The organism is Empedobacter sp. UBA7611 (genome assembly GCF_002484365.1).
In the GTDB taxonomy this organism is placed as follows: Bacteria; Bacteroidota; Bacteroidia; order Flavobacteriales; family Weeksellaceae; genus Empedobacter; species Empedobacter falsenii_B.
In genome coordinates, this window is the sequence record NZ_DLJR01000003.1 from 38790 (window position 1) to 61974 (window position 23185).

Genomic DNA, 23185 nt, shown 5'->3' on the forward strand with positions numbered 1-23185 from the left:
AATGGTTGGTTCTGGAAGTAAAAAAATTATCAAATGGTTGATATATAGCACAAAAAAAAATCTGAATGTTGCCATTCAGATTTTTTGATATATAAGTTGATTAGTTGTAGTTTTTATAAATCGTCTACGTCTAAATCTTCGTCGATTTGTAAATCATTTAATTCAGCATCTTCTGCAAAATCAATATCTTCTTCATCGTCTAAATCAACCATCATGTCTTTTTTAGGCGCTTTAAGAGGCATTGAACCGAAACGGTAAACCGTTAATGGATAATTAAGAACAGCTGGTTTATCTTCTACAGAAATTAATTCAGCCACAAATGTCCACATTTCCATAAAATCATATACAAAAGCCATACGATCTCCTTGATTAGCAAAAGCTTCTTTGATATAAAAATCAGCCATTGTTTCATCAGTTCCATCATCAGACATATCCTCTAAAGGAATTTCTTTTGTTTGGTTTCCATCTTCATCTACTTCATAGAACGACGCCAACTCCTCACCTTGTAAACTAAAAGCACTAATAATACCTTTGTACAATGTGAATAATGTTTGCTTCTCTTTAATTTCTATGTCTCTAAAAACATCCTCTTTTGCATCAAGGAATACACGAATTTTATATATCACTTTCTAAATATTTTTCGGTTCCAAATTTAAATCTTTTCCCATATTAATTACAAATTCTAATGCAGAATTATAATTATTTTCTACTTCGCCTTCTAAAATTGCTTCTTTAATGGCATTTTTTAAGATTCCAATCTCTTTTCCTGGTTGAATATCAAATATTTTCATTATTTGTTCACCTGTAATTGGTGGTTGAAAATTACGTACTTTATCACGTTCTTCAACATCTTTTATTTTTTGTTCTACAACTTCAAAATTTTGTTTGAAACGTTTTTGTTTACGTTCATTTTTTGTTGTAATATCAGCTTTGCAAAGCGTAATTAAATCGTCGAAATCTTCTCCAGCATCAAACAATAATCTGCGTAAAGCTGAATCTGTTGCGTCATCTGTTACAACTGCAATTGGACGAGAACTCATCATGACTAACTTCTGAACATATTTTACTTGCGGTCCTAATGGTAATTTTAATCGTCTGAACAATTTTAATACCATTTTTGATCCAACAAATTCATGCGAATGAAATGTCCAACCTACATTTTTATCAAAACGTTTAGTAACCGCTTTTCCAATATCGTGCAACAACGCCGCCCAACGCAACCAAACATTATCTGTGTTGACAGAAATATTATCAACGACTTCTAATGTATGATAAAAATTATCTTTATGTTTTTGACCTTCAACCTCTTCAATTCCTTTTAATGCAACCAATTCTGGTAAAATATGTTGCATTAATCCTGATTGTTCCAATAACAATAATCCGACCGAAGGTTTATCCGTCATCATAATTTTTTGAAACTCATCCATTACGCGTTCAAAAGATACGATATTAATACGTTCAGCATTATCAATTATTGCCTGAAAAGATTTTTTTTCTATTTCAAAATCCAATTGAGCTGCAAAACGAATCGCACGCATCATGCGTAAAGGATCATCAGAATAGGTAACATTCGGCTCTAAAGGAGTTTTGATGATTTTATTATTCAAATCTTCAACTCCATTGAAAGGATCAATTAATTCACCGAAATTCTCTTTATTCATCGAAATTGCCAATGTATTGATTGTAAAATCACGACGTTTTTGGTCATCTTCCAACGTTCCGTCTTCTACATGTGGTTTTCGACTATCTTCTGAATAACTCTCTTTTCGTGCACCTACAAATTCCAAATCTGTGTCTTTATATTTGAACATTGCTGTTCCAAAACGTTTAAAAACTGAAACTTGTGATGTATGTCCTAATTTATTAGCTAATTCTTTAGCCAATAAAATTCCATTTCCTACTGTTACAAAATCGATGTCTTTTTTCTGACCACGATTCAATAAATAATCGCGTACAAATCCACCAACTACATAAGTTTCTTGATTGATTTCATCAGCAACTTCTGCTACATTTTTAAAAATTGGATTTGATACGGCTTCTAAGATTTTCATTCTGCAAAAGTATATGTTTTGAAATAAAAAACTACTCTCTAATAACTTTTACTTCGTTATCTAGACCTAATTTAATTATCGTTGATGCAGTAAACTGAGGCACAAAGGTTTTTGTCTCGTCTGGATAAAAGTCAACACGCTCTAAAATAGTAGGATTAACTTCCGAAAACACTTTTGGAGAAGGTTCTCCTGATAAATTAGCCGATGTAGACACAATTGGTCCACCTAATTTCCCTATGATTTTCTTACAAAACAAATCGTCTGTTAATCGAATAGCAATTGTATTGTCTTCTGCAACTAACGATTGTGGTAAACCTTTTGGATTATCGTAAATAATTGTAAGAGGTTTTTCATTCAAATCAATCAAATCCCAAGCTAATTCTGGCACCTCAACAATATTTTGTAACATGCGTGGTGAGTCAACTAAAATAATCAACGATTTTGATGAAGGGCGATTTTTTATCTGATAAATTTTTTCGATTGCAGCCTCATTCTTCGCATCACAACCCAATCCAAGAATTGTATCTGTTGGATAAAGCATTGTTTCTCCTTGTTTTAGTTTGGCTACAATTTCGTTTATATCTGACATTTTATTTGTTTTATAAATTTGAGTGCAAAGGTATTGTAGGAAAGTTGAAATGAGAATATTATTGATTTAAAGTTTTATAATAATTTAAATAATTTTCTTCTAAATTTTTTAAATCAAACTTTGTAGATACTAATTGATATGCATTTTCAATAATATTATTCCTTAACTCATCATTTAATAAGATTAATATTACTTTTTTAGCTAAATCATCTACATCTTTAATTTCAGATACAAAACCTGTCTCATTATTTTTAACAACTTCGGAAATCCCACCAGCTTTTGTTGATACAATAGGTACTCTACTTGCGAAAGCTTCATAAATAGACAATGGTAAACCCTCTGTTAATGAAGTTATTAACAAAACATCTAATTCTGGTAATAATTCATCAACATTATCTCTAAATCCTAAAAAATAGACTTTGTCATTTAATCCTTTTAATTCTGAATACTCTTTCAAATCATCTTTTAAAACTCCATCACCAATTATTACAAATGCAATTTCTTCGTTATAATTTTCAATAATTACCTTTGCAGAATCAATAAATGTCTTTACATCTTTCTGTTTCGTTAAAGAACAAATATTTCCGACAATCTTAGTTTCATTAGAAAGATTCAACTCTTTATGAATAATATTTTTTGAAATTTGATTTGAAAACTTCTGAACATCAATAGCATCATAAATTGTAACTAGTTTATTAGGACTTACATTAACATCATGATATATTTGTTCTACAGCTTTAGAAACGCAAACAATTTCTTCTACATATTTATTATCATATTTTAGTTTACTAAAAAAATTGTTCTTTATTCTATTATTTCTCTTACGGCTATAGATAATCCTAACATCCCTACAACTAAGAATTTTAGCTAAAATTGATGCAGATAATGCACTTGAATCATGAACATGTAAAACATCTATGTTTTGATTCTTTACAATTTGTTGTATTGGTTTTATAAGACTTTTAATTTTACTTTTTTTATTATAAGTAAAATAACTCGCTTTATCAGCTTCACATTTTTGAGACAATATTGATGTATCTGGACATAATATAAATTGTTCTATTTCATCATATTTTTTTAGTAGATTATATATAGTATACATTTGAGCATCTCCTCCTCTCCAATCTTCAATAGAAGTAACATTTAAAATTCTCATATCTGTTTTTAGAAATAGTTAGGCTTTCTCCACAAAAATAAACATATCTTTGACAGATTAAAATGAAATATAGAAAATCTATATTAAATATTAAGAATTCAAGAAAATGACACAAAAAATTGTCGTAAACCAACAATTTCCTACTACAAAAAATGAAATCAAATCTATTATTGACAATTTTGATTTGATTGATGATTATATTGCAAAAGGTACGAGAAACTCTATAAAGAAAAAGAAATTAGAGTCGGGTAAAATTGCTACGATTAAATCATTCAAAATTCCTAATGTTGTTAACAAATTTGTTTATAGATTTTTTAGAAAATCAAAAGCAGAACGATCTTATGAATATGCAAAACGATTGATTGATTTAGGTTTTTTGACACCATATCCTATTGCATTTGTAGAAAATAAAACTCCTATAAGTTTTAATAATAGTTACTATTTCTGTGAATTAGTTGAAGCTGATTTAACTTATCGTGAATTAGTTGAAATTCCAACTTGGGAAAATCGAAACGAAATCTTGAAACAATTCACAAAATTCACATTTGATTTGCATGAAGCTGGAATTGAATTTTTAGATCATTCTCCTGGAAATACTTTAATTAAGCAAGTTGGTGAAAATCAATATGAATTTTATTTAGTTGATTTAAATCGTATGAATTTTCACAATTCAATGAGTTTTGATATTCGAATGAAAAACTTTTCTCGTCTAACTCCTCATAAGGAAATGATTGAAATTATGGGAAAAGAATATGCGAAACTTATTAATAAACCAGAACAGGAAGTTATTGAAGCTATGTGGAATAAAACGCAAGAATTCCAACAAAAATTTCAGACAAAACAAGCTCGAAAAAAGAAATTAAAATCCATGATTGGTAAAAAATAATAACAAAAAAGCAGATTTAAAATCAAATCTGCTTTTTTGTTATTTTATCATTTCAGAAAATGGAATAATTATCTCATATCCTTTTTCTTTAAAATAATCGTGCATTCCTTCTCTATAGGTCACCAAAACAAAATCTCCTCCCCAAGCTCCAAGACTTTTTACAGTTCCTAAATACTCTGGAAAATATAATTCTTTAACTTGCGGAATTTGCATAAAATCACTTAATCGCTCTTGATATTCATCCAAAATAGATTTTAAATCAGATAAATGTTCAACTTTAGTTGCTTTTACAACCAAATCAGAAAGATCCTGAATCATTTTCCAATCTTTTGGTTTGTTTTTGTAATGATTTCCCACAACGGCTTGCGTATCTTGCTTTTGATTAAGATAAACAAAATAAAGTTGATCTTTAAAATTCCAATTCAATTCTAAATCTTCTACTTCAATTGGATTATTCGAAAACAAAATCGGTTGATGACGATGTGCACAAGCAATATCATAACCACTTGTATTGAAGGTTAATTGATTCAATTCAAACGGATTTATTTCAATCCATTGGCTAATCAAATCAATCAAAGTCGAGCTACTTCCCAATCCCCATTCTTGCGGATATTCTAACTTCGTTAAACATTGATAACTATTATTAGAATTGAAAAAATCAGGATTTAACGATTTAGCTTGCTTTAAAATCATTTGTAATGATTGACTTAATTTATCATTTGTAGAAGAAATTATTTCTAAATCATTCAATCTAATTTCAGCTTCAAACCAAATAGAATTATCAAATTTTGTCGCTTTCCAAGTGATTAAATTTTCTGTTTCTGATGAATTTTCTACAAACAAACATTGCCCATATTTCGTGGGCAATGCAAATGCTTTCGCTCCATCAATTACAATATATTCCCCGATAAGGAATAATTTTCCATTGGAACGGTATGTTTTCATTTATTTTAGATTTGTGCCGAAGAAGTCGCAACCTCTCTGTTTATTTTCTTCACTAAACCTTGTAAAGTGTTTCCTGGTCCAACCTCAATAAATTCAGTCGCACCATCAGCAATCATATTTTGTACAGATTGCGTCCATTTTACAGGAGCAGTTAATTGTGCAATCAAGTTTTTCTTGATTTCTGCAGGATCTGTAACGGCAGTTGTACTTACATTTTGATATACTGGACAAATTGGCGTATTGAATGTTGTTTCTTCAATGGCTTTTGCTAATTCTTCTTCCGCAGGTTTCATTAAAGGCGAATGAAAAGCTCCACCAACAGGTAAAACTAAAGCACGTTTTGCGCCTAATTCTTTCAATTTTTCACATGCTACGTTAACCGCTTCAATCTCTCCAGAAATCACTAATTGACCTGGGCAATTGTAATTTGCAGCAACTACAACTCCATCAATTTCTGCACAAGCATCTTCAACAATTTTGTCTTCTAATCCTAAAATTGCAGCCATTGTTGATGGATTAGCTTCACAAGCAGCTTGCATTGCTAAAGCACGTTTGTACACTAATTTTAATCCAGATTCAAAATCTAACGTTTCATTTGCAACTAAAGCAGAAATTTCTCCTAAAGAATGTCCTGCAACCATTTCTGGTTTAAAATCTGGTAAAGTTTTCGCTAAAATAACAGAATGTAAAAAAACTGCAGGTTGCGTAACTTTTGTTTGTTTTAGGTCTTCTGCAGAACCTTCAAACATAATTGATTTTATATCAAATCCTAAGATTTCGTTTGCTTTATCAAATAATTCTTTTGCGATTTCAGAATTTTCGTACAAGTCTTTACCCATTCCAGAGAATTGAGCACCTTGTCCTGGAAAAACATATGCTTTCATTGTATTATTTTTAATGTATGACAAATGTATAATAAAATCTTAAACTTCTTTATTTAACCTAAGTTTTGATTTTCTTTTCTATAAATTTCGTCTAAATATTTATAACGATTTGCAACAGAAATTGCGTGTAATTTTGCAATTGTATAACCATCTTTTCCATCTAAAAAACCAAGTCTCATTACGAAATAATTTAAAAAACGATAAGCAGGTTTTATGGTATAATGATAAAATGATGGTTTCAAATTTTTAAGACGAAGTTCTTGTGCTCGCAAACGTGAATAACTATTCAGTTTATCTAAATATTCTTCTTCATTATCAAATGTAAAATGATCAAGTTTGTTTGTTAAATAACCTGTTCTACCATTACATTCTATAATCTCATGAACCATTCTATCTGATTTATATTGAGATTTAGATTTTTTAAAAATTCGAACAGCTTTATCATTTTGCATGCCCGAATATTTAATATGCTTCTTCTTAAAAAAGAATTTTCGATAAACAAAGTATGCATCAAAAGTAGGTTGCTGATTAAAAACCGAAACAATTTCTTTTTTTAATTCTAGTGGGATTCCTTCATCTGCGTCAAAAAAAGTAACCCAATCATTTTTTGCTAAAGAAAGTCCGTAATTACGTTGATTCGTAAAATTATCAAACTTACGTTTTACAAATTTAGTTTTAGGATTTTGACGAGCAATTTCTTCTGTTTTATCGGTACTAAAAGAATCAATAATAATAATTTCATCAGCAAAATCTACATCATTTAAATAACGATGTAAATTTTTTTCTTCATTATAAGTAATCAGTAAAGCTGAAATTTTAGTAGACATTGATTCTATAGAATATTCTTTTTTAGTTTCTATTTCAACGTTATTATTACTTATTAATTGCCTATCCAATGAGTTATTGTTTAGAAAATTTTCTAACTTTTCTTTAAACAACTCGAAATCAAATATTGAATAAAATTCATTTACTTGTTTTTTTATTTGACGATTGTTTAAATCTCCAAGTTTTTCAGGAAAATAATCTTTCAAATGAACACTTGTGTGATTAATTCCATCTTCGAAAGTTGCCCAAACTTTTTTATCAATCCAAGGAGAAAAAATAATAAATGATTTTTTCCCTAAAGCTTTGGACATATTAATTGCACCTCCATCATTTCCAACAATCACATCACATTCATTTGCAATTGCAATAAACTCGCGCAAATCATTACCCAACAATTCAAAATAAACTTTCGATTTGGTTTCATCAGATAATTGATTATATACTTCTTTTGCTTGCGGTAACTGTTTCGGAAAATAATTGAATAAAATATTGACATTATAATGTTGACCAATAAAATCAACCATTTTTGCCATTTCATTCAACGGATAAGTTTTTGAAAGATCAGAACCAAGCAAACTAATCATAACTGTTTTTCGCGTTGTATCAACTTGATGTTTTGTGAATAAATCTTTCGCAAAATTTATTTCTTCTTCTGTTAAATATAATTTTGGTTCTGTAGCCAAAGGCGTTTCAATTCCTAAAGGCTTCAATAAAGACAAACGATGTTCGATTGCTAAACCTAAATATGAATTTGGTTCGTCATGTTTTTCTACATTATCTGTATACAAAAACGTTCTTCCAATCTTTTTGTACGATATTTTTTTCGGTGCATTATTGATAAAAACATCTACCCAACTCTGTAATTTTGAGTAAGCATCAATGACAACATCATATTTATTTTGATTAACTTTTTTAGAAAATTTAATCAAATTCATCAAGCCTTTGTTTTCTTTTTCGTCAAAAACAATTTTATGATTGATGTACGGATTATTCTCTAAAACAGGCAAAGTATTACTATTGATTAAATAATCAACAATAGCATTTGGATAAGCTTTTTTGATATTTTCGCACAACAATGATGTGATTAAAACATCGCCTATCATCTTGTGTTGGATAATCAAAATTTTCATAAAACATAGTTATAAAGCAAAACTACTAAAATATGTTTGATTCGAAAATAAAAAAATCCTCAACAAAACTGCTGAGGATTATATTTTATAAAATTTTATTCTAATTAAACCGCTACATTATGCTCACGCAATGCATCGTTTAATGAAGTTTTTTTATCTGTAGACTCTTTACGAGTTCCGATGATCAAAGCACAAGGAACTTGGTATTCACCTGCAGCAAATTTTTTCGTGTAAGAACCTGGAATTACAACTGAACGAGCAGGAACATAACCTTTAATTTCAATTGGTTCGTCACCTGTTACATCAATAATTTTAGTCGATGCTGTTAAAACAACATTTGCTCCTAAAACCGCTTCTTTTCCTACGCGAACTCCTTCTACAACGATACAACGAGATCCAATGAATGCATTATCTTCGATAATTACTGGAGCAGTTTGCAATGGTTCTAAAACTCCGCCAATTCCTACACCACCAGATAAGTGAACATTTTTCCCAATTTGAGCACAAGAACCTACAGTAGCCCATGTATCAACCATTGTTCCTTCATCCACATACGCACCAATATTTACATAAGAAGGCATTAAAATAACTCCAGAAGAAATATACGCACCATAACGAGCAACAGCATTTGGAACAACACGAATTCCTTTTTCAGCATAGTTACGTTTCAATTCCATTTTGTCATGGTATTCAAAAATTCCAGCTTCTAACGTTTCCATTTTCTGAATTGGGAAATACATTACAACTGCTTTCTTTACCCATTCGTTTACTTGCCAATCTTCTCCAACTGGTTCCGCACAACGTAATTGTCCGTTATCGATTAACTCAATTACTTCACGAATTGCAGCTTGTGTTGCATTATCTTGTAACAATTCTCTATTGTCCCAAGCTTTTTCTATGATTTGTTTTAAATTCTCCATCTTTATTAATAATAGCCACAAATATAAAAATTATAATCAAGGGATTTCATAGAGATTATTTATTATTGAATCGTTTTTTTAAATTTGCCAAATGTCACGAATATTAGCGTTAGATTACGGAGGAAAAAGAACAGGCGTTGCCGTAACCGATGAATTGCAAATTATAGCTTCGCCAGTTGATACAATTGATACATCAAAATTGATGGATTTCTTGAAACAATATATCGAGAAAGAAAACGTTTCTGACCTTGTAGTTGGATTATCTGTTCGTTTTTCAGGAGAATTAAATGAGATTGAAAATCAAATTCAACCTTTTTTGAAAAAATTTTCTGAACAATTTCCGTTGATTAAAATTCATCGTGAAAATGAGATGTTTACCTCAAAAATGGCTTCGCAAGCAATGTTTGCTGGAGGAATGAAAAAGAAAAAACGTCAAGAAAAAGGAATGGTCGATAAAGTGAGTGCCGTAATAATTTTACAATCATTTTTATCACATAAACTATAACAAATTGTATCTTTGCCGTTAAATTAATAAAAAAAGATCAGAAAATGGTATTACCAGTTGTAGCTTACGGAGATCCTGTCTTACGTAAAGTTTCACAAGAAATCGATCAAGATTATAAAAATTTACAAGAACTGATCCAAAATATGTTCGATACAATGTACGACTCTAACGGAGTTGGTATCGCGGCGCCACAGATCGGAAAAGATATACGTTTATTTATTGTAGATTGCTCTCCTTTTGAGGAAGATGAAGATTATGAAGATATACAGAATGAGTTGAAAGATTTCAAACGTGTTTTCATCAATCCAAAAAAAATCGGTAGTTCTGAAGGTGATGAATGGGCTTTTACAGAAGGATGTTTGAGTATTCCTCACATTCACGAAGATGTAACACGTCCAGAATCGGTAACTTTAGAATATTTTGATGAAAATTGGGTAAAACATACCGAAACTTTTTCGGATATTCGCGCTCGAGTTATTCAACACGAATACGATCATTTGGAAGGAAAGCTTTTTATTGACTATATTTCGAGCTTTAAAAAGAAATTAATAAGTAATAAATTAAAAAATATAACAAAAGGGAAAGTAAACACGAGTTACAAAATGAAATTCCCTTCATAGACCCTTAAACATAATAGAATATGGATTTATCAAGAGTTATCGCAATTTCAGGAAAACCAGGATTATACCGTTTAGTTTCTCAAACAAGAGGTGGTTTTGTTGTTGAAGATTTAGAAAAAGGTAAAAAAATCTCAATCGCTTCTAACTACAATGTTAGTTTATTAGACAACGTTGCAATCTACGGAGTATCACAAGAATTTCCTTTGGCTGAAGTTTTCTTCAGAATTTACAAAAAAGAAAACGGAGGAGAAACGATCGATTACAAAACTTCTGGTGCAGAATTGCGTAAATATATGGAAGAAGTTTTACCAGAATATGACGATTCAAGAGTTTATGATTCTGATTTGAAAAAATTATTCCAATGGTATAATATCTTACACAAAAACGGATTATTAAACATCGACTTAGCTGCTGTAGAAGCTGCAATGGCTGCTCAACAAGCGCAAGAAGCTCCTGTTGCTAAAGTAGAAGCTACAGAAGAAGTTGCTGTGGAAGAAAAACCAAAAAAGAAAGCTCCTGCTAAAAAGGCTGCTGACAAAAAAGACGCTGAAGAAAAACCAGCTAAAAAAACTGCTGCTAAAAAAACAACAGCAAAAAAAGATAAAGACGCTGAATAATTAGAGATGAATACACGTAAAGATCAATTACAGGCTTTCGAAAGATTGTTGGATATAATGGATGAATTACGTGAAAAATGTCCGTGGGATCGTAAACAAACAATGGAAACGCTGCGTACGTTGTCTATCGAAGAAATTTATGAACTTTCGGATGCTATAATCGAAAAAGATTCGGATGAAATAAAAAAAGAACTAGGTGATGTTTTTCTTCACCTAGTTTTTTATTCTAAAATCGCATCAGAACAAAATAACTTCGATATTGCTGATGTTTTAAATGGTATTTGTGACAAATTAATTCATCGTCATCCACATATTTATGGCGATGTAGAAGCAAATACAGAAGAAAAAGTACTTCAAAATTGGGAACAAATCAAGCTAAAAGAAGGTAACAAATCTGTACTTTCTGGCGTTCCTACTTCACTCCCAGCAATGGTAAAAGCGTATCGAATTCAAGACAAAGTAAAAGGTGTTGGATTTGAATTTGAAAATTCTGATCAAGTTTTTGATAAAATTATCGAAGAAATTAATGAATTTAAAGAAGAACAAAATCCAACAGATAAAGAGATGGAATTTGGTGATATTTTGTTTTCTTTGATTAATTATGGACGATTTAATGGTATCAATTCTGAAGATGCTTTAGAAAGATCGAACAAAAAATTTATCACACGTTTTCAGAAATTAGAAGAAATCGCGAAAGAAAATGGTCAAAACATAGCTGATTTAACCATTTCTGAATTAGATAATTTATGGAATTTAGCGAAAATTCGCTAGTGTAAACTAGACACTATAAATTTTATTCAAATTCACGAAAACGTTGTAATCAGACGTTTTAACACTATTATAAATAACTTTTATCGACACCAATAAAACAAAGTATTACAAATTATTGTGCACGCACAGAAAACCGACATATATTTGCAATGGTTATAGCGGGCAATAGCTTGTAATAATGGAAGGAAGTTTGTTTACTAAGTAAACAGTTTTCTCATTTTTTTGTGGTTTTGATGAAAAGGTGACTTAAAGTCGCCTTTTTATTTTTTATCAACTTCTATTTAAAATCACAATTCATAACAACCCTTTTTTATCTGAATAATTTGTAAATTTGTGAAATGCAGTTTCAATTAAATTCTGAATTCAAGCCAACCGGTGATCAGCCAAAAGCTATTGAAGAATTATCAAATGGTATTCTAAATAATGATCGTTATCAAACACTTTTGGGTGTTACAGGTTCTGGTAAAACATTTACAATCGCGAATGTTGTGCAAGATGTGCAACGTCCAACTTTGGTTTTGGCGCATAACAAAACGTTGGCGGCGCAGCTGTATATGGAATTCAAAGAATTTTTTCCGAATAATGCTGTCGAATATTTCGTTTCATACTACGATTATTATCAACCAGAAGCTTACATTCCTTCATCAGGAACCTATATCGAGAAAGATTTATCAATTAATGAAGAGATAGAAAAGCTTCGTTTAAGTACCACTTCTTCCCTACTTTCTGGTCGTCGCGATATTTTGGTTGTGGCTTCGGTTTCGTGTTTATATGGTATTGGAAATCCAACAGAATTTCATAAAAATGTGATTCAGATTGAAACGGGGCAAATTATTTCGAGAACAGCTTTTTTACATAAATTGGTTCAAGCTCTATATTCGAGAACAGAAGGTGCTTTTCAACGTGGAAATTTTAGAATTAAAGGTGATACATTAGATATTTTTCCTGCTTATGCGGATGATGGAATCAGAATTAATTTCTTTGGTGATGAAATCGAAGAAATCTCTGTTTTCAATGTTGAAACAGGTAAAACTTCAACTAAATTAGATAAAATTAATATTTATCCAGCTAATCTTTTTGTGACTTCTAAAGATACATTGAATGGCGCAATTGCTGATATTCAGATCGATTTAGGAAAACAAGTTGAGTATTTTCATGAAATAGGAAAACATCTCGAAGCAAAACGTTTGCAAGAACGTACTGAATTTGATTTGGAAATGATTAAAGAATTAGGTTACTGTTCAGGAATCGAGAATTATTCGAGATATTTAGATGGTCGCGATCCAGGAACTCGCCCGTTCTGTTTATTAGATTATTTCCCAGAAGATTATTTGATGGTGATTGATGAGTCGCACGTTACAGTTTCTCAAGTTCATGCAATGTATGGTGGAGACCGTTCGCGCAAAGAGAATTTAGTAGAATATGGTTTCCGACTTCCTGCTGCGATGGACAATCGTCCGTTAAAATTCGAAGAATTTGAAGCTTTACAAAATCAAGTGATTTATGTTTCAGCAACACCTGCGAATTATGAATTAGAAAAATCGGAAGGAGTTGTTGTAGAGCAAGTCATTCGTCCAACAGGATTATTAGATCCAATTATTGAAATTCGTCCAACACAAAATCAAGTCGATGATTTGATGGAAGAAATCAATAAACGAGTAGAGTTAGACGAACGTGTTTTGGTCACTACTTTAACGAAACGAATGGCGGAAGAGTTAACGAAATATTTGACAAAATATGGCGTTCGATGTCGTTATATTCATTCTGATGTGGATACATTAGAACGTGTTCAGATTATGGCTGATTTACGCGCTGGATTATTTGATGTTTTGGTTGGAGTTAATCTTTTGAGAGAAGGTTTAGATTTACCTGAAGTTTCTCTAGTAGCAATTTTGGATGCTGATAAAGAAGGTTTTTTAAGAAGTCATCGTTCTTTAACGCAAACGGTTGGTCGTGCAGCGCGTAATGTGAATGGTTTGGCAATTATGTATGCAGATAGAATTACGGATAGTATGCAATTAACAATTGATGAAACGAATCGTCGTCGTGAAATTCAGATGCAATACAACAAAGATCACAATAAAGTTCCGCAAGCTTTAAATAAAAAAATCACGAAACTAAGTTTAGCTGCAGCAGATTTTGAAGAAAATCCTTACGAACAAAAACATTTGATACAACAAGCAGCGGAGATTAACGAAAATTATTCGACACAAGATAAAGAGAAATTGGTACAGAAATTGCAGAAAGAAATGGAAAAAGCTGCAAAAAATTTAGATTTTATAAAAGCAGCCGAATTAAGAGATCAAATTCAACTTTTAACTCAAGATTAATACGTTTTTTTCAACATTTCAATGAAAATTTTTAAGAATACATTTTTTTTAACTCTATCGTTTTTTACCATTTTATCATCTTGTAATACACAGATTTTAAAATCATCTTCAAATAATGAATTGCTTGAAAATGAAGAAAGTAGTTTAGTTCATACACGTGAATTAAAGATTTTCAAGAGATTTGATACTCCTGAAAAATTTAGTAGAAATCAAAATTATACGGGTTTTGGAAAATGGTTAAATAATTTATCCTTAAAAAATAACAATACGCCTGTTTATTCTTTTGATGGTCAAAAAAAATCTAATCCAAATATATATGTAGGAGTTTTAGATTTAGAACAACCCAAAAAAAATGTACAGTTTAATGCAAATGCGATGATGAGTTTGCGTTTAGAGTATTTCTTCCGTTCGAAAAAATACAATGAAATAGATAAATTGTCTAAAATTTCTACAAAGCCAATTCCTTACACTGACTATGTAAAAGGAGATTATTCTCATACGAAATACATGCAATATTTGATCTATTATTTAGAAAATACAAATTCAAATACAATTGCTGAATTATTAAAACCAATCTCTATCAAAGAGATTCAAATTGGCGATGTATTTTTTCAAAAGGGAAATATAAAAAGTCATGCTGTAATGGTAATTGATTTAGCGAAAGATAAAAATGGGAATAATATATTCATTTTGGCTCAAAGTTATTATCCAAGTCAAGACATTCATATTCTTTCTAATCCAAGCAACGATTTAATCTCACCATGGTATATTGCAAAAGAAGGCATACTTCTTACACCTGAGTGGAGATTTTTGTCTTCGGACTTGATGCGTTTTAAATAACATTTTACTTTTTCAATCCTTACATTTTACTTAAATTTGTTGTTCAAAACCTCAAAGTAAACAACAATACAGTAAATAATCGATAATGCAAAGAGTATATTTAGACAATGCAGCAACCACAGCAATTCGTCCAGAAGTAGTTGACGAAATGGCAAATGTGATGAAAAATGTTTTCGGAAATCCATCTTCTACCCACGTTTTTGGTAGAGAAGCCAAGGCACTTATAGAAATGGCTCGAAAGAACATTGCGCAGCGTTTAAATATTTCTCCTGCCGAAATTTATTTTACTTCTTGTGGGACAGAATCTAACAATACGATTATACGTTCTTGTGTAAATGATTTAGATGTTACACGTATCATTACTTCGGATATGGAACACAAATGCGTACAAGAAAGTATCAAAGATTTAGAATATCGTGGAAAAGTTGAAGTAATCCGCATCAATATTCAAAAAAATGGAGACATTGATTATGCTCAATTAGAGGAATTAGTTAAAGATCAATCTAAAAAAACATTGGTTTCTTTGATGCATGCTAATAACGAAATTGGAAATTTAACAGATATTAAACGTATTTCGCAATTGTGTCAAGAAAATAATACATTGTTCCACACAGATACGGTGCAAACAGTTGGTCATTACGATTTAGATTTCCAAGATTTGGGAATGGATTTCGCTTCTTGCTCAGCACACAAAATTCATGGACCAAAAGGTGCTGGATTTTTATATGCAAAAAAAGCTTCGCATTTAAAAGCCTTGATTGCTGGAGGAGGACAAGAAAGAGGAATGCGTTCTGGTACCGAAAACGTATACGGAATTGTTGGACTTTCAAAAGCTTTTGATTTAGCAATTGATGAGTTAGAAGCTCATGTTAATCACATCAAAGAAATTAAACAATATACAATCGATCAATTAAAAGCAGCTATTCCAGGCGTTTCTTTCAATGGATTATCAGATGATTTAGACAAAAGTTTGTATGCATTATTAAGCATCAAATTACCATTTCATGATGCCTTAATCGGATTCGAATTAGAATTAGCTGGTATCGCTGTTTCACAAGGAAGTGCTTGCAGTTCTGGTGCAGCAAAAGTTTCATTAGTTATGCAAACATTGTACACAGAAGAAGAAATTGATCAAATGACGCCTTTACGTGTATCTTTTTCATACGAAACAACTAAAGAAGATATTGATGTCTTAGTTGGAACATTGAAAAAAATCGCTGAAAAACATCAATTACAAAACGCTTAATGACTGATTTCAATCAACTTGATATTCTGATTTTAATTGCGTTAGCTTTTGGTTTTATCAACGGATTTTTCAAAGGTTTTATTTCTCAATTAATTGGGTTAGTCGGTTTTTTTGTAGCAATTTGGTTAAGTTTTAAATTTTATCAAATCATCGAAGTTTATGTCGATTCTTACAACATTGTTGCAGATAGCTTAACTTCTTTGGTTGCGTTAGTTATTACATTTGCAATTGCTTTTTTCACAATAAAATTAGCGTCAAGTTTAACACAAAAAACAGTAGAAGCAGTTGGTTTAGGAATCATTAATCGATTTGGTGGAGCGGCTTTAGGATTAATAATCTCTTTACTTTTAACATCAAGTATTTTGTATTATATCGATCCGATTTTAGAATTAGGATTTAAAGAAACAAAAGACGAAAGCCAGATTTTACCAATTTTGAACGAAAGTTCTCAAATCATCAAAAATTCTATCTTCGAAACAAAAGATAATTTAAGGACAGAATCCCAAGATTCTATTCATTTATAATCATACAAAGACAGCTTTTTTCAAGCTGTCTTTTTTCTTAACATTAATTTTATAAAAGGCACAAAAATTATCTAAAGAGATCAAAACAATTAATTTAAGATGAAAAACGATTCTTAGAAGTCGTTTTTTTATGATTTTATTTTTAATAACGACATATTGTGTCGTATAAAATCGTTCCTTTGTTTAAATTTTAAGATTATGAACAGCGCTATCATACTTTCATCCATCCTTTTTTTTATCATTGGAGCCGTTATCAGTTTTTTATATTCAAAGTCGAAAGCAAATTCAGCCATAATTGGAAATGAAATAAAACACCAAGAACTTCAGAAACAATATGATTCGCTAAAAAATGAATTTATCGAAATAAAAGATGATGCAAATTTCAATTTGGATCAATGGCAAAAAGAGCGCGAAAAAAATACAGAATTAACGGTTCGCCATCAAGAAGCAATGAAAGCTGTGGAGGAGCAAAAATCGTTTATGCTCGAAACCAATGAACGATTAAAAGAGCAATTTGAAGCACTTTCAGCTCAAGTTTTGAAAAGTAATAACGAACAATTTCTTGATTTAGCGAAAACAACATTGGATAAACATTTTTCTAATTCTCAAAACGATTTAGAAAAACGTCAACAAGCGATTGATTCGTTAATCAAACCATTAAATGAAAGCTTGAATAAATTTGACGGAAAAATATCCGAAATAGAAAAAGCTCGAGAAGGCGCTTATTCAGAAATTAAAGTTTTCTTAGATTCAATGCGTGGTACAACTGATAAATTGCAAAAAGAAACCAATACATTAGTTTCTGCTCTTAAAACTTCACACACAAGAGGAAAATACGGAGAAATTGGATTGCGTCGTGTCGTTGAATTTGCTGGAATGTCATCTTTTTGTGATTTTGAAGAACAAACTTCTGTTCAGTCCGAAAATGGTTTGCTTCGCCCGGATTTAATCGTTAATCTTCCTGGAAATCGAAAAGTTATTGTCGATTCTAAAGTTCCGTTAAACCAATATATGCTTGCGTTCGAAACGGAAGATGAAAATTTGAGAAAACATCATTTGCAAATGCACGCGAAAGCTGTACGCGAACATTTAAAGAATTTGAGTTCTAAGGCTTATTGGAATCAATACACAGAAGCACCCGATTATGTGGTGATGTATCTGCAAATTGAAAGTTCTTTTGGTGCTGCGTTAGAATTGGAGCGAACTTTGATAGAAGATGCACTAAACAATAGAATAATTATTGCAACACCAACTACTTTGATTACAATGCTTCGCACAATTGCGTTTAGCTGGCAACAATTAAATGTTGCGGAAAATATATATCAAATGCGAGATGCTGGAATAGAGTTATACAATCGTGTGAATGTTTTAATACAACATTTGGCTACGGTTGGTCATAACCTAAACCAAGCAACCCAAAGTTACAATAAAGCTATAGGTTCGCTAGAAAATCGATTTATTCCGCAGGTTAAAAAGCTGAAAGAAATCGGTGGAACTTTAATGGAAAAAGAAATTTCGGAAACTAAGCCAATTGATACAATGATTCGTTCAATAAATAACTTGGATATTCAATAATCATTCTATATTTGTACAACTTTTAGAGAGAATGAAAACAAGCCTATTTACCTTGATTTTACTATATTCTCCTGCTATTTTTGCGCAGGTGAATTTTGAAGAAAAATCTGTACAGGTAAAACCAAATTTAGAATTAAACAAAATATATAACTACTCATTTACAGATCGTAACTTTTCGATATCTGTAAATGACACGGTGTCTAAAGTCATCAACCAATCAAATAAATCGATGGAATTGGTTGACAAGAATGATTTTGCCAATAAGTATACATTTGTAAATGGTAAAAATCAATCCAATGATCCTGACGAATTTTACCGCGATTTTATCAATAATTCTGAAGGAATAGAATACGAATTCACAACAAATCCTTCTGGAGAATTTTTAGAATTATTAAATGTTCCTCAGATTGAAGAAAAATTGCTTAAAATAACAGATAAACTTGGCAAACAGCGCAAAAAATCTGATGATTATAAGGCAAATATTGCATACATCGAAGAAATGGTCAAATCAAAAACGTATGTTCCGTATGTTTTTGAGCAAGAAATTCATGTTTTCAATTATTTTAATGGACAATATTTTCGTTTAGGTGAAACGTATGAAGGAAAATCGGTACAAGAAAATATTTTTGGATTCCCAATTTCTTCGACAACAAACACTTATCTAAAAGACATCAACAAAGAAAAAGGTACGTACACAATTGCTTCTGATCAAAATTTGAGCAAAGATGATTTTGAGAAATTATGGGAAGAAATGGCGTATTATATGTTGAATGACGCTAAACTGAATTTGTCGCAAGAACAGGTAAAAAAAGAAATCAAAAAATATTCAGAAACAGTTGAATTAAAAGTAAAATATGAAAATACATACGATTTGAATTCAATTTTAATCAAATCTGAATATTTATTTAGCTTAAACATAGGTTCTAAGAAAACAGTTAATCAATTAAGTATAAAACTTTTAAATGACTAAATTTTATTTTTTAACGAATTTCAAACTTCATTTTAGATAATTTGCTCTATTTTTGAATTAGTTTGATTGCTTATAAATGAAAATTAACTTTACATATTATCTGTTTTTTCTATTTTTTTCGATAAAAATATTCGCCCAAGATCCTATTCAAGATACAATTTCACCGGTTGTTAAAAATGATACTATTTTTAATGCACCACAGGAAACGATTATTTTCCCGAAAACATATTGGAATATTGGAAACGAGAAACGATATAATGTAACAACAAGTGAGGTGAAATTGGAAGATGACACGATTTCACATCAAGAACAATATACTTATAACGTTATTATTCAGGTTGAAAATGTCTATCAAAATGAAACCATTGTAAAGTGGAATTTCAGAAATATACAATTCAATTCAAAATCATTTTTAAATAATCCTTTTTCGTTAGTTAATAATGTTTCGATTTCCTTTAAAATAGATCAAGACGGACGATTTTTAGGTTATACAGATTTAGATAAAACGATTAAACAATTGGTTTTATCTTCAGAAGATTTAGAGAATAAATATTTGGATAATCCTACTGCGATTGCGTTAATCAAAAAGAATCTTCAACACTATTCTACAGAAGAAAATATTGTTAAGTTATTTGACAAAGACATTCGTCAATTNNACTCCAGCGACAACAGAATTGAAATTGAATGAGATTGGAGTTTTGCAAACCAATTATATTATGTCAAGTTTTCAGCAAGCCGATAAAGATTGGTTGGCCAATTCTTGGTACAGCTATTTGAAAGATTTAGCTACGAAATTAGGTTCTGAACAACCATCTGAAAAAAGATTGAAAGACGACATAAAATATTACGTTAAAACAACTTCGCGTATCAAAGATAACGGTTGGATTTCGTATAGTATCGAAACCAAAAAGGTGAAATTTCAAGATACGGATTACACGTTAGAGCGCCGTTTTGAGTTAGTAGACTAAAACTCGCATCAATACTGATAATTCTTACATTATTAAATCATAAAAACTTCGTGAATCAAGATTATTTTTCATAATTTTGCATTCATTTTATATAAATTATATTCACTATGCAATTGTCTGAACAAGAAATTATTCGTAGAGAAAAACTACAACAATTAAGAGACTTAGGCGTTGAGCCTTACCCTGCCGAAGAATTCGTGATAACTTCTAATTCTAAAGAAATTAAGGAAAAGTACGAAGAAGGAAAGGTTGTCAAGCTTGCCGGACGATTGATGAGTGTTCGTGTAATGGGAAAAGCTTCTTTCGCTGAGTTACAAGATAGCGAAGGTCGTGTACAGGTTTATATCTCGAGAGATGATATTTCTTCGTCTGAAGAAGGAATTGAGTACAATACAATTTTCAAGAAATTGATGGATATCGGAGATTTTATTGGAATTGAAGGATATGAATTCAAAACTAAAGTGGGTGAAATTTCTGTTCACGTAACAAAATTAACGTTGTTATCAAAAACTTTACGTCCATTACCAATTGTAAAAACTGACGACGAAGGTCATGTATTTGATGCTTTTACAGATCCAGAATTGCGTTACCGTATGCGTTATGTAGATTTGGTTGTTAATCCTCAAGTCAAAGAAATTTTCTTAAAACGTACACGTCTTTTTACAGCAATGCGTAATTTCTTTAATGATTGTGGATACATGGAAGTAGAAACTCCTGTTTTACAATCGATTCCTGGAGGTGCAGCAGCTCGTCCATTTATTACGCATCATAACGCATTAGATATTCCATTATATTTAAGAATCGCGAACGAATTATACTTAAAAAGATTAATCGTTGGTGGTTTTGATGGTGTTTACGAATTTTCTAAAAACTTCCGTAACGAAGGAATGGATCGTACGCATAATCCAGAATTTACAGCAATGGAAATTTATGTTGCTTACAAAGATTACAACTGGATGATGGATTTCACAGAGCGATTATTAGAACATTGTGCAATTGCTGTTAATGGAACTTCTGAAACAACTTTCGGAGAACATAAAATTGATTTCAAAGCACCTTACAAACGTGTAACAATGCGTCAATCAATTATTGATTTTACAGGATTTGATATCGATGGAAAATCTGAAGCAGAATTATTTGAAGCTGCTAAAGGAATGGGGATCGAGGTTGATGAGACTATGGGTAAAGGAAAATTAATCGATGAAATTTTTGGTGAAAAATGTGAAGGAAATTACATTCAACCAACTTTCATTACAGATTATCCAAAAGAAATGTCTCCATTGACTAAAAAGCACCGTGATAATCCAGAATTAACTGAGCGTTTCGAATTAATGGTTTGTGGAAAAGAAATTGCTAACGCATATTCTGAGTTAAATGACCCAATCGATCAACGTGAGCGTTTTGAAGCACAAATGGCTTTAGCTGATAGAGGTGACGACGAAGCAATGTTTATCGACCAAGATTTCTTACGTGCATTAGAGTACGGAATGCCTCCAACATCAGGTTTAGGAATCGGAATGGATCGTTTGATTATGTTCTTAACAAATAATCCATCTATCCAAGAAGTTTTATTCTTCCCTCAAATGCGTCCAGAAAAAGCTGCACCAGCTTACGAATTGACAGAAGAAGAAACTCAGATTATTGGAATTTTAAAAGCTAACGAAAACATTGATTTGAACGAATTAAAATCCAAAGCTGCTTTAAGCGGTAAAAAATGGGACAAATCAATGAAAAATTTAGCAAAATATAACTTGACTAAAGTAACTGTAAATGGTGATACCAAAACGGTTGCATATTTAGGAGAGTAAATTATTACCCTTTCATCTATATTTTAAAAGCTCAACTTCGGTTGGGCTTTTTTTGTATGTTTAATTCTTTTTAATTCATATATTTATGATAATGAATCTGGATTGGATACAACTAAAGTATCTATGAAAGCTACTACAATTGATATTTTAATAAAAATTAATAATGAAAAAGATATTTATATTTCTATCCTTTCTATTATTGGTACTTTCAGCAGTTTATATATTATATTTAGTTCGTAAGACTTTTAATAATTATGAATTTGAATCTTATAATGAACTTTATTATAAAGTTCCACCTGTAAAGAATGCACAATTTAAATCGCTAAAATCTTTTAATTCTGACTTGTTTTCAATTGTTGACGATAAAAACTTAAAGAATATTACAGTAAATTTCGATTCCAAATCAAATAAAGTAAGGCAAGTAAATTTAAATTACACATATAATCCTAAAACAATTGATGATAAAGTAAAATCAATAATAAGGATATATAATTTAGGAGAAATTATCGAAATTAATAAAAGAATGATGAAAAAAACTTCTTTTTTTTGGAGTCCTGAAGTATATAATTTAAAAAATACTAAACATGAAGAAATGTACTTTCCAGAGGACTTCTTTGTACATAAAACGGTTGTTAATTATAATATAAAAGGAAAGTTCATAGATTCAATAGTAAATCATAAAACCAAACTTTATGCTTTAAAAGGTATTGTTGAGTTAGATATTAACAATGATTATAAACCTGATTTATTAATTGAATCAAAAAACGAAAATTCATACATGGTTACTGGTTTTATTGAGATAGACAATAATCTATTTTTTCTATATTATTTAGATAACGATTCTATTAAAAAAGTAAGTGATTTATACAAGTTAATAAATTTCAAATAATTTCATAATTAAATATAACCACAATCCATGCTATAACTAGTTCTTAGTGTTCACTAAACACTCCAACACACTCAATTTCTTTCGAGCAGAAATACAAAATAAACCATTGTTTTACTCCTAATGTAATCTTCCCTAA

Annotated in this window: 22 protein-coding genes; 14 read left to right on the forward strand and 8 right to left on the reverse strand. The window is 30.6% G+C overall.

What is annotated here, in order from left to right; all coding sequences use genetic code 11:
- Positions 1–113: 113 nt before the first annotated feature.
- Genes B3R94_RS00480 through B3R94_RS00495 form a run of 4 tightly spaced genes read right to left on the reverse strand, consistent with a single transcriptional unit; the run spans position 114 to position 3796 of the window.
- Positions 114–626, reverse strand: a complete 513-nt coding sequence (locus B3R94_RS00480; protein ID WP_038333549.1) for an IS1096 element passenger TnpR family protein — start codon at positions 624–626, stop codon at positions 114–116.
- 3 nt (positions 627–629) lie between these two features.
- Positions 630–2051, reverse strand: a complete 1422-nt coding sequence (locus B3R94_RS00485; RefSeq protein ID WP_291097881.1) for a CCA tRNA nucleotidyltransferase — start codon at positions 2049–2051, stop codon at positions 630–632.
- Positions 2052–2082: 31 nt separating this feature from the next.
- Positions 2083–2640 carry an L-threonylcarbamoyladenylate synthase gene (locus tag B3R94_RS00490; protein ID WP_221627900.1) on the reverse strand — a complete coding sequence of 186 codons (558 nt, stop codon included), beginning with the start codon at positions 2638–2640 and terminating at the stop codon, positions 2083–2085.
- A 58-nt stretch (positions 2641–2698) separates the two neighbouring features.
- Positions 2699–3796 carry a glycosyltransferase family 4 protein gene (locus tag B3R94_RS00495; RefSeq protein ID WP_219034734.1) on the reverse strand — a complete coding sequence of 366 codons (1098 nt, stop codon included), beginning with the start codon at positions 3794–3796 and terminating at the stop codon, positions 2699–2701.
- A gap of 106 nt (positions 3797–3902) precedes the next feature.
- Here B3R94_RS00495 and B3R94_RS00500 point away from each other — a divergent pair, with 106 nt between their 5' ends.
- Positions 3903–4682, forward strand: coding sequence for a lipopolysaccharide kinase InaA family protein (locus B3R94_RS00500; RefSeq protein ID WP_291097884.1), 780 nt, complete (start codon positions 3903–3905; stop codon positions 4680–4682).
- A gap of 39 nt (positions 4683–4721) precedes the next feature.
- Here B3R94_RS00500 and B3R94_RS00505 read toward each other — a convergent pair whose 3' ends face one another.
- The 4 genes from B3R94_RS00505 to B3R94_RS00520 form a co-directional block, all read right to left on the reverse strand.
- The gene (locus B3R94_RS00505; protein WP_286475542.1) at positions 4722–5627 is read right to left on the reverse strand and encodes a GYDIA family GHMP kinase; all 906 of its coding nucleotides are present in this window, start codon (positions 5625–5627) and stop codon (positions 4722–4724) included.
- Between the two features lie 5 nt (positions 5628–5632).
- Complete coding sequence (gene fabD, locus B3R94_RS00510; protein WP_280062458.1) at positions 5633–6511, reverse strand: ACP S-malonyltransferase; 879 nt, start codon at positions 6509–6511, stop codon at positions 5633–5635.
- 53 nt (positions 6512–6564) lie between these two features.
- Entirely contained in the window at positions 6565–8439 is a 1875-nt protein-coding gene (locus tag B3R94_RS00515; protein WP_291097886.1) for a glycosyltransferase, read from the reverse strand.
- Positions 8440–8570: 131 nt separating this feature from the next.
- On the reverse strand, positions 8571–9386 hold the full coding sequence (locus B3R94_RS00520; protein WP_286475546.1) for a 2,3,4,5-tetrahydropyridine-2,6-dicarboxylate N-succinyltransferase: 816 nt from the start codon (positions 9384–9386) through the stop codon (positions 8571–8573).
- 91 nt (positions 9387–9477) lie between these two features.
- On the opposite strand from B3R94_RS00520, the gene ruvX reads away from it, so the two are divergent.
- From ruvX to B3R94_RS00585, 13 genes are all read left to right on the forward strand, one after another.
- Positions 9478–9891 (forward strand): Holliday junction resolvase RuvX, encoded by a 414-nt coding sequence (ruvX, locus tag B3R94_RS00525; RefSeq protein ID WP_038333513.1) that lies wholly within the window; start codon positions 9478–9480, stop codon positions 9889–9891.
- A gap of 44 nt (positions 9892–9935) precedes the next feature.
- Entirely contained in the window at positions 9936–10511 is a 576-nt protein-coding gene (gene def / locus B3R94_RS00530; RefSeq protein ID WP_286475547.1) for a peptide deformylase, read from the forward strand.
- A 20-nt stretch (positions 10512–10531) separates the two neighbouring features.
- Positions 10532–11128 carry a DUF5606 domain-containing protein gene (locus B3R94_RS00535; RefSeq protein ID WP_291097888.1) on the forward strand — a complete coding sequence of 199 codons (597 nt, stop codon included), beginning with the start codon at positions 10532–10534 and terminating at the stop codon, positions 11126–11128.
- A gap of 6 nt (positions 11129–11134) precedes the next feature.
- Entirely contained in the window at positions 11135–11899 is a 765-nt protein-coding gene (gene mazG / locus B3R94_RS00540) for a nucleoside triphosphate pyrophosphohydrolase (RefSeq protein ID WP_291097890.1), read from the forward strand.
- Between the two features lie 338 nt (positions 11900–12237).
- Positions 12238–14229: an excinuclease ABC subunit UvrB gene (gene uvrB / locus B3R94_RS00545; protein ID WP_291097892.1), complete on the forward strand. Its 1992-nt coding sequence runs from the start codon at positions 12238–12240 to the stop codon at positions 14227–14229.
- A gap of 21 nt (positions 14230–14250) precedes the next feature.
- Positions 14251–15069: a DUF4846 domain-containing protein gene (locus B3R94_RS00550; protein WP_291097894.1), complete on the forward strand. Its 819-nt coding sequence runs from the start codon at positions 14251–14253 to the stop codon at positions 15067–15069.
- 85 nt (positions 15070–15154) lie between these two features.
- A complete protein-coding gene (locus B3R94_RS00555) occupies positions 15155–16315 on the forward strand; it encodes a cysteine desulfurase family protein (RefSeq protein ID WP_125350150.1) in 1161 nt (386 codons plus the stop codon).
- Positions 16315–16839 (forward strand): CvpA family protein, encoded by a 525-nt coding sequence (locus tag B3R94_RS00560; protein WP_114999807.1) that lies wholly within the window; start codon positions 16315–16317, stop codon positions 16837–16839. Before B3R94_RS00555 ends, B3R94_RS00560 begins: the two co-directional genes overlap by 1 nt.
- Before the next feature lie 198 nt (positions 16840–17037).
- Positions 17038–18414 (forward strand): DNA recombination protein RmuC, encoded by a 1377-nt coding sequence (gene rmuC / locus B3R94_RS00565; protein ID WP_286496433.1) that lies wholly within the window; start codon positions 17038–17040, stop codon positions 18412–18414.
- 31 nt (positions 18415–18445) lie between these two features.
- Positions 18446–19384 carry a hypothetical protein gene (locus B3R94_RS00570; RefSeq protein WP_114999803.1) on the forward strand — a complete coding sequence of 313 codons (939 nt, stop codon included), beginning with the start codon at positions 18446–18448 and terminating at the stop codon, positions 19382–19384.
- A 716-nt stretch (positions 19385–20100) separates the two neighbouring features.
- The gene (locus tag B3R94_RS00575) at positions 20101–20352 is read left to right on the forward strand and encodes a hypothetical protein (RefSeq protein WP_291097896.1); all 252 of its coding nucleotides are present in this window, start codon (positions 20101–20103) and stop codon (positions 20350–20352) included.
- A 107-nt stretch (positions 20353–20459) separates the two neighbouring features.
- Entirely contained in the window at positions 20460–22160 is a 1701-nt protein-coding gene (lysS, locus tag B3R94_RS00580) for a lysine--tRNA ligase (RefSeq protein ID WP_291097897.1), read from the forward strand.
- 163 nt (positions 22161–22323) lie between these two features.
- Entirely contained in the window at positions 22324–23049 is a 726-nt protein-coding gene (locus B3R94_RS00585; protein WP_291069708.1) for a hypothetical protein, read from the forward strand.
- Positions 23050–23185 lie beyond the last annotated feature (136 nt).

Excerpts from the sequence above, each read along its gene's own strand:
- ruvX (WP_038333513.1), top strand. The coding sequence starts at position 9,478 with ATGTCACGAATATTAGCGTTAGATTACGGAGGAAAAAGAACAGGCGTT.
- B3R94_RS00490 (WP_221627900.1), bottom strand. The coding sequence starts at position 2,640 with ATGTCAGATATAAACGAAATTGTAGCCAAACTAAAACAAGGAGAAACA.
- lysS (WP_291097897.1), top strand. The coding sequence starts at position 20,460 with ATGCAATTGTCTGAACAAGAAATTATTCGTAGAGAAAAACTACAACAA.
- B3R94_RS00570 (WP_114999803.1), top strand. The coding sequence starts at position 18,446 with ATGAAAACAAGCCTATTTACCTTGATTTTACTATATTCTCCTGCTATT.
- uvrB (WP_291097892.1), top strand. The coding sequence starts at position 12,238 with ATGCAGTTTCAATTAAATTCTGAATTCAAGCCAACCGGTGATCAGCCA.
- B3R94_RS00585 (WP_291069708.1), top strand. The coding sequence starts at position 22,324 with ATGAAAAAGATATTTATATTTCTATCCTTTCTATTATTGGTACTTTCA.
- B3R94_RS00495 (WP_219034734.1), bottom strand. The coding sequence starts at position 3,796 with ATGAGAATTTTAAATGTTACTTCTATTGAAGATTGGAGAGGAGGAGAT.
- B3R94_RS00520 (WP_286475546.1), bottom strand. The coding sequence starts at position 9,386 with ATGGAGAATTTAAAACAAATCATAGAAAAAGCTTGGGACAATAGAGAA.
- B3R94_RS00575 (WP_291097896.1), top strand. The coding sequence starts at position 20,101 with ATGTCAAGTTTTCAGCAAGCCGATAAAGATTGGTTGGCCAATTCTTGG.
- mazG (WP_291097890.1), top strand. The coding sequence starts at position 11,135 with ATGAATACACGTAAAGATCAATTACAGGCTTTCGAAAGATTGTTGGAT.
- B3R94_RS00555 (WP_125350150.1), top strand. The coding sequence starts at position 15,155 with ATGCAAAGAGTATATTTAGACAATGCAGCAACCACAGCAATTCGTCCA.
- B3R94_RS00550 (WP_291097894.1), top strand. The coding sequence starts at position 14,251 with ATGAAAATTTTTAAGAATACATTTTTTTTAACTCTATCGTTTTTTACC.
- fabD (WP_280062458.1), bottom strand. The coding sequence starts at position 6,511 with ATGAAAGCATATGTTTTTCCAGGACAAGGTGCTCAATTCTCTGGAATG.
- B3R94_RS00485 (WP_291097881.1), bottom strand. The coding sequence starts at position 2,051 with ATGAAAATCTTAGAAGCCGTATCAAATCCAATTTTTAAAAATGTAGCA.
- rmuC (WP_286496433.1), top strand. The coding sequence starts at position 17,038 with ATGAACAGCGCTATCATACTTTCATCCATCCTTTTTTTTATCATTGGA.
- B3R94_RS00560 (WP_114999807.1), top strand. The coding sequence starts at position 16,315 with ATGACTGATTTCAATCAACTTGATATTCTGATTTTAATTGCGTTAGCT.
- B3R94_RS00500 (WP_291097884.1), top strand. The coding sequence starts at position 3,903 with ATGACACAAAAAATTGTCGTAAACCAACAATTTCCTACTACAAAAAAT.
- B3R94_RS00505 (WP_286475542.1), bottom strand. The coding sequence starts at position 5,627 with ATGAAAACATACCGTTCCAATGGAAAATTATTCCTTATCGGGGAATAT.
- B3R94_RS00515 (WP_291097886.1), bottom strand. The coding sequence starts at position 8,439 with ATGATAGGCGATGTTTTAATCACATCATTGTTGTGCGAAAATATCAAA.
- B3R94_RS00535 (WP_291097888.1), top strand. The coding sequence starts at position 10,532 with ATGGATTTATCAAGAGTTATCGCAATTTCAGGAAAACCAGGATTATAC.
- def (WP_286475547.1), top strand. The coding sequence starts at position 9,936 with ATGGTATTACCAGTTGTAGCTTACGGAGATCCTGTCTTACGTAAAGTT.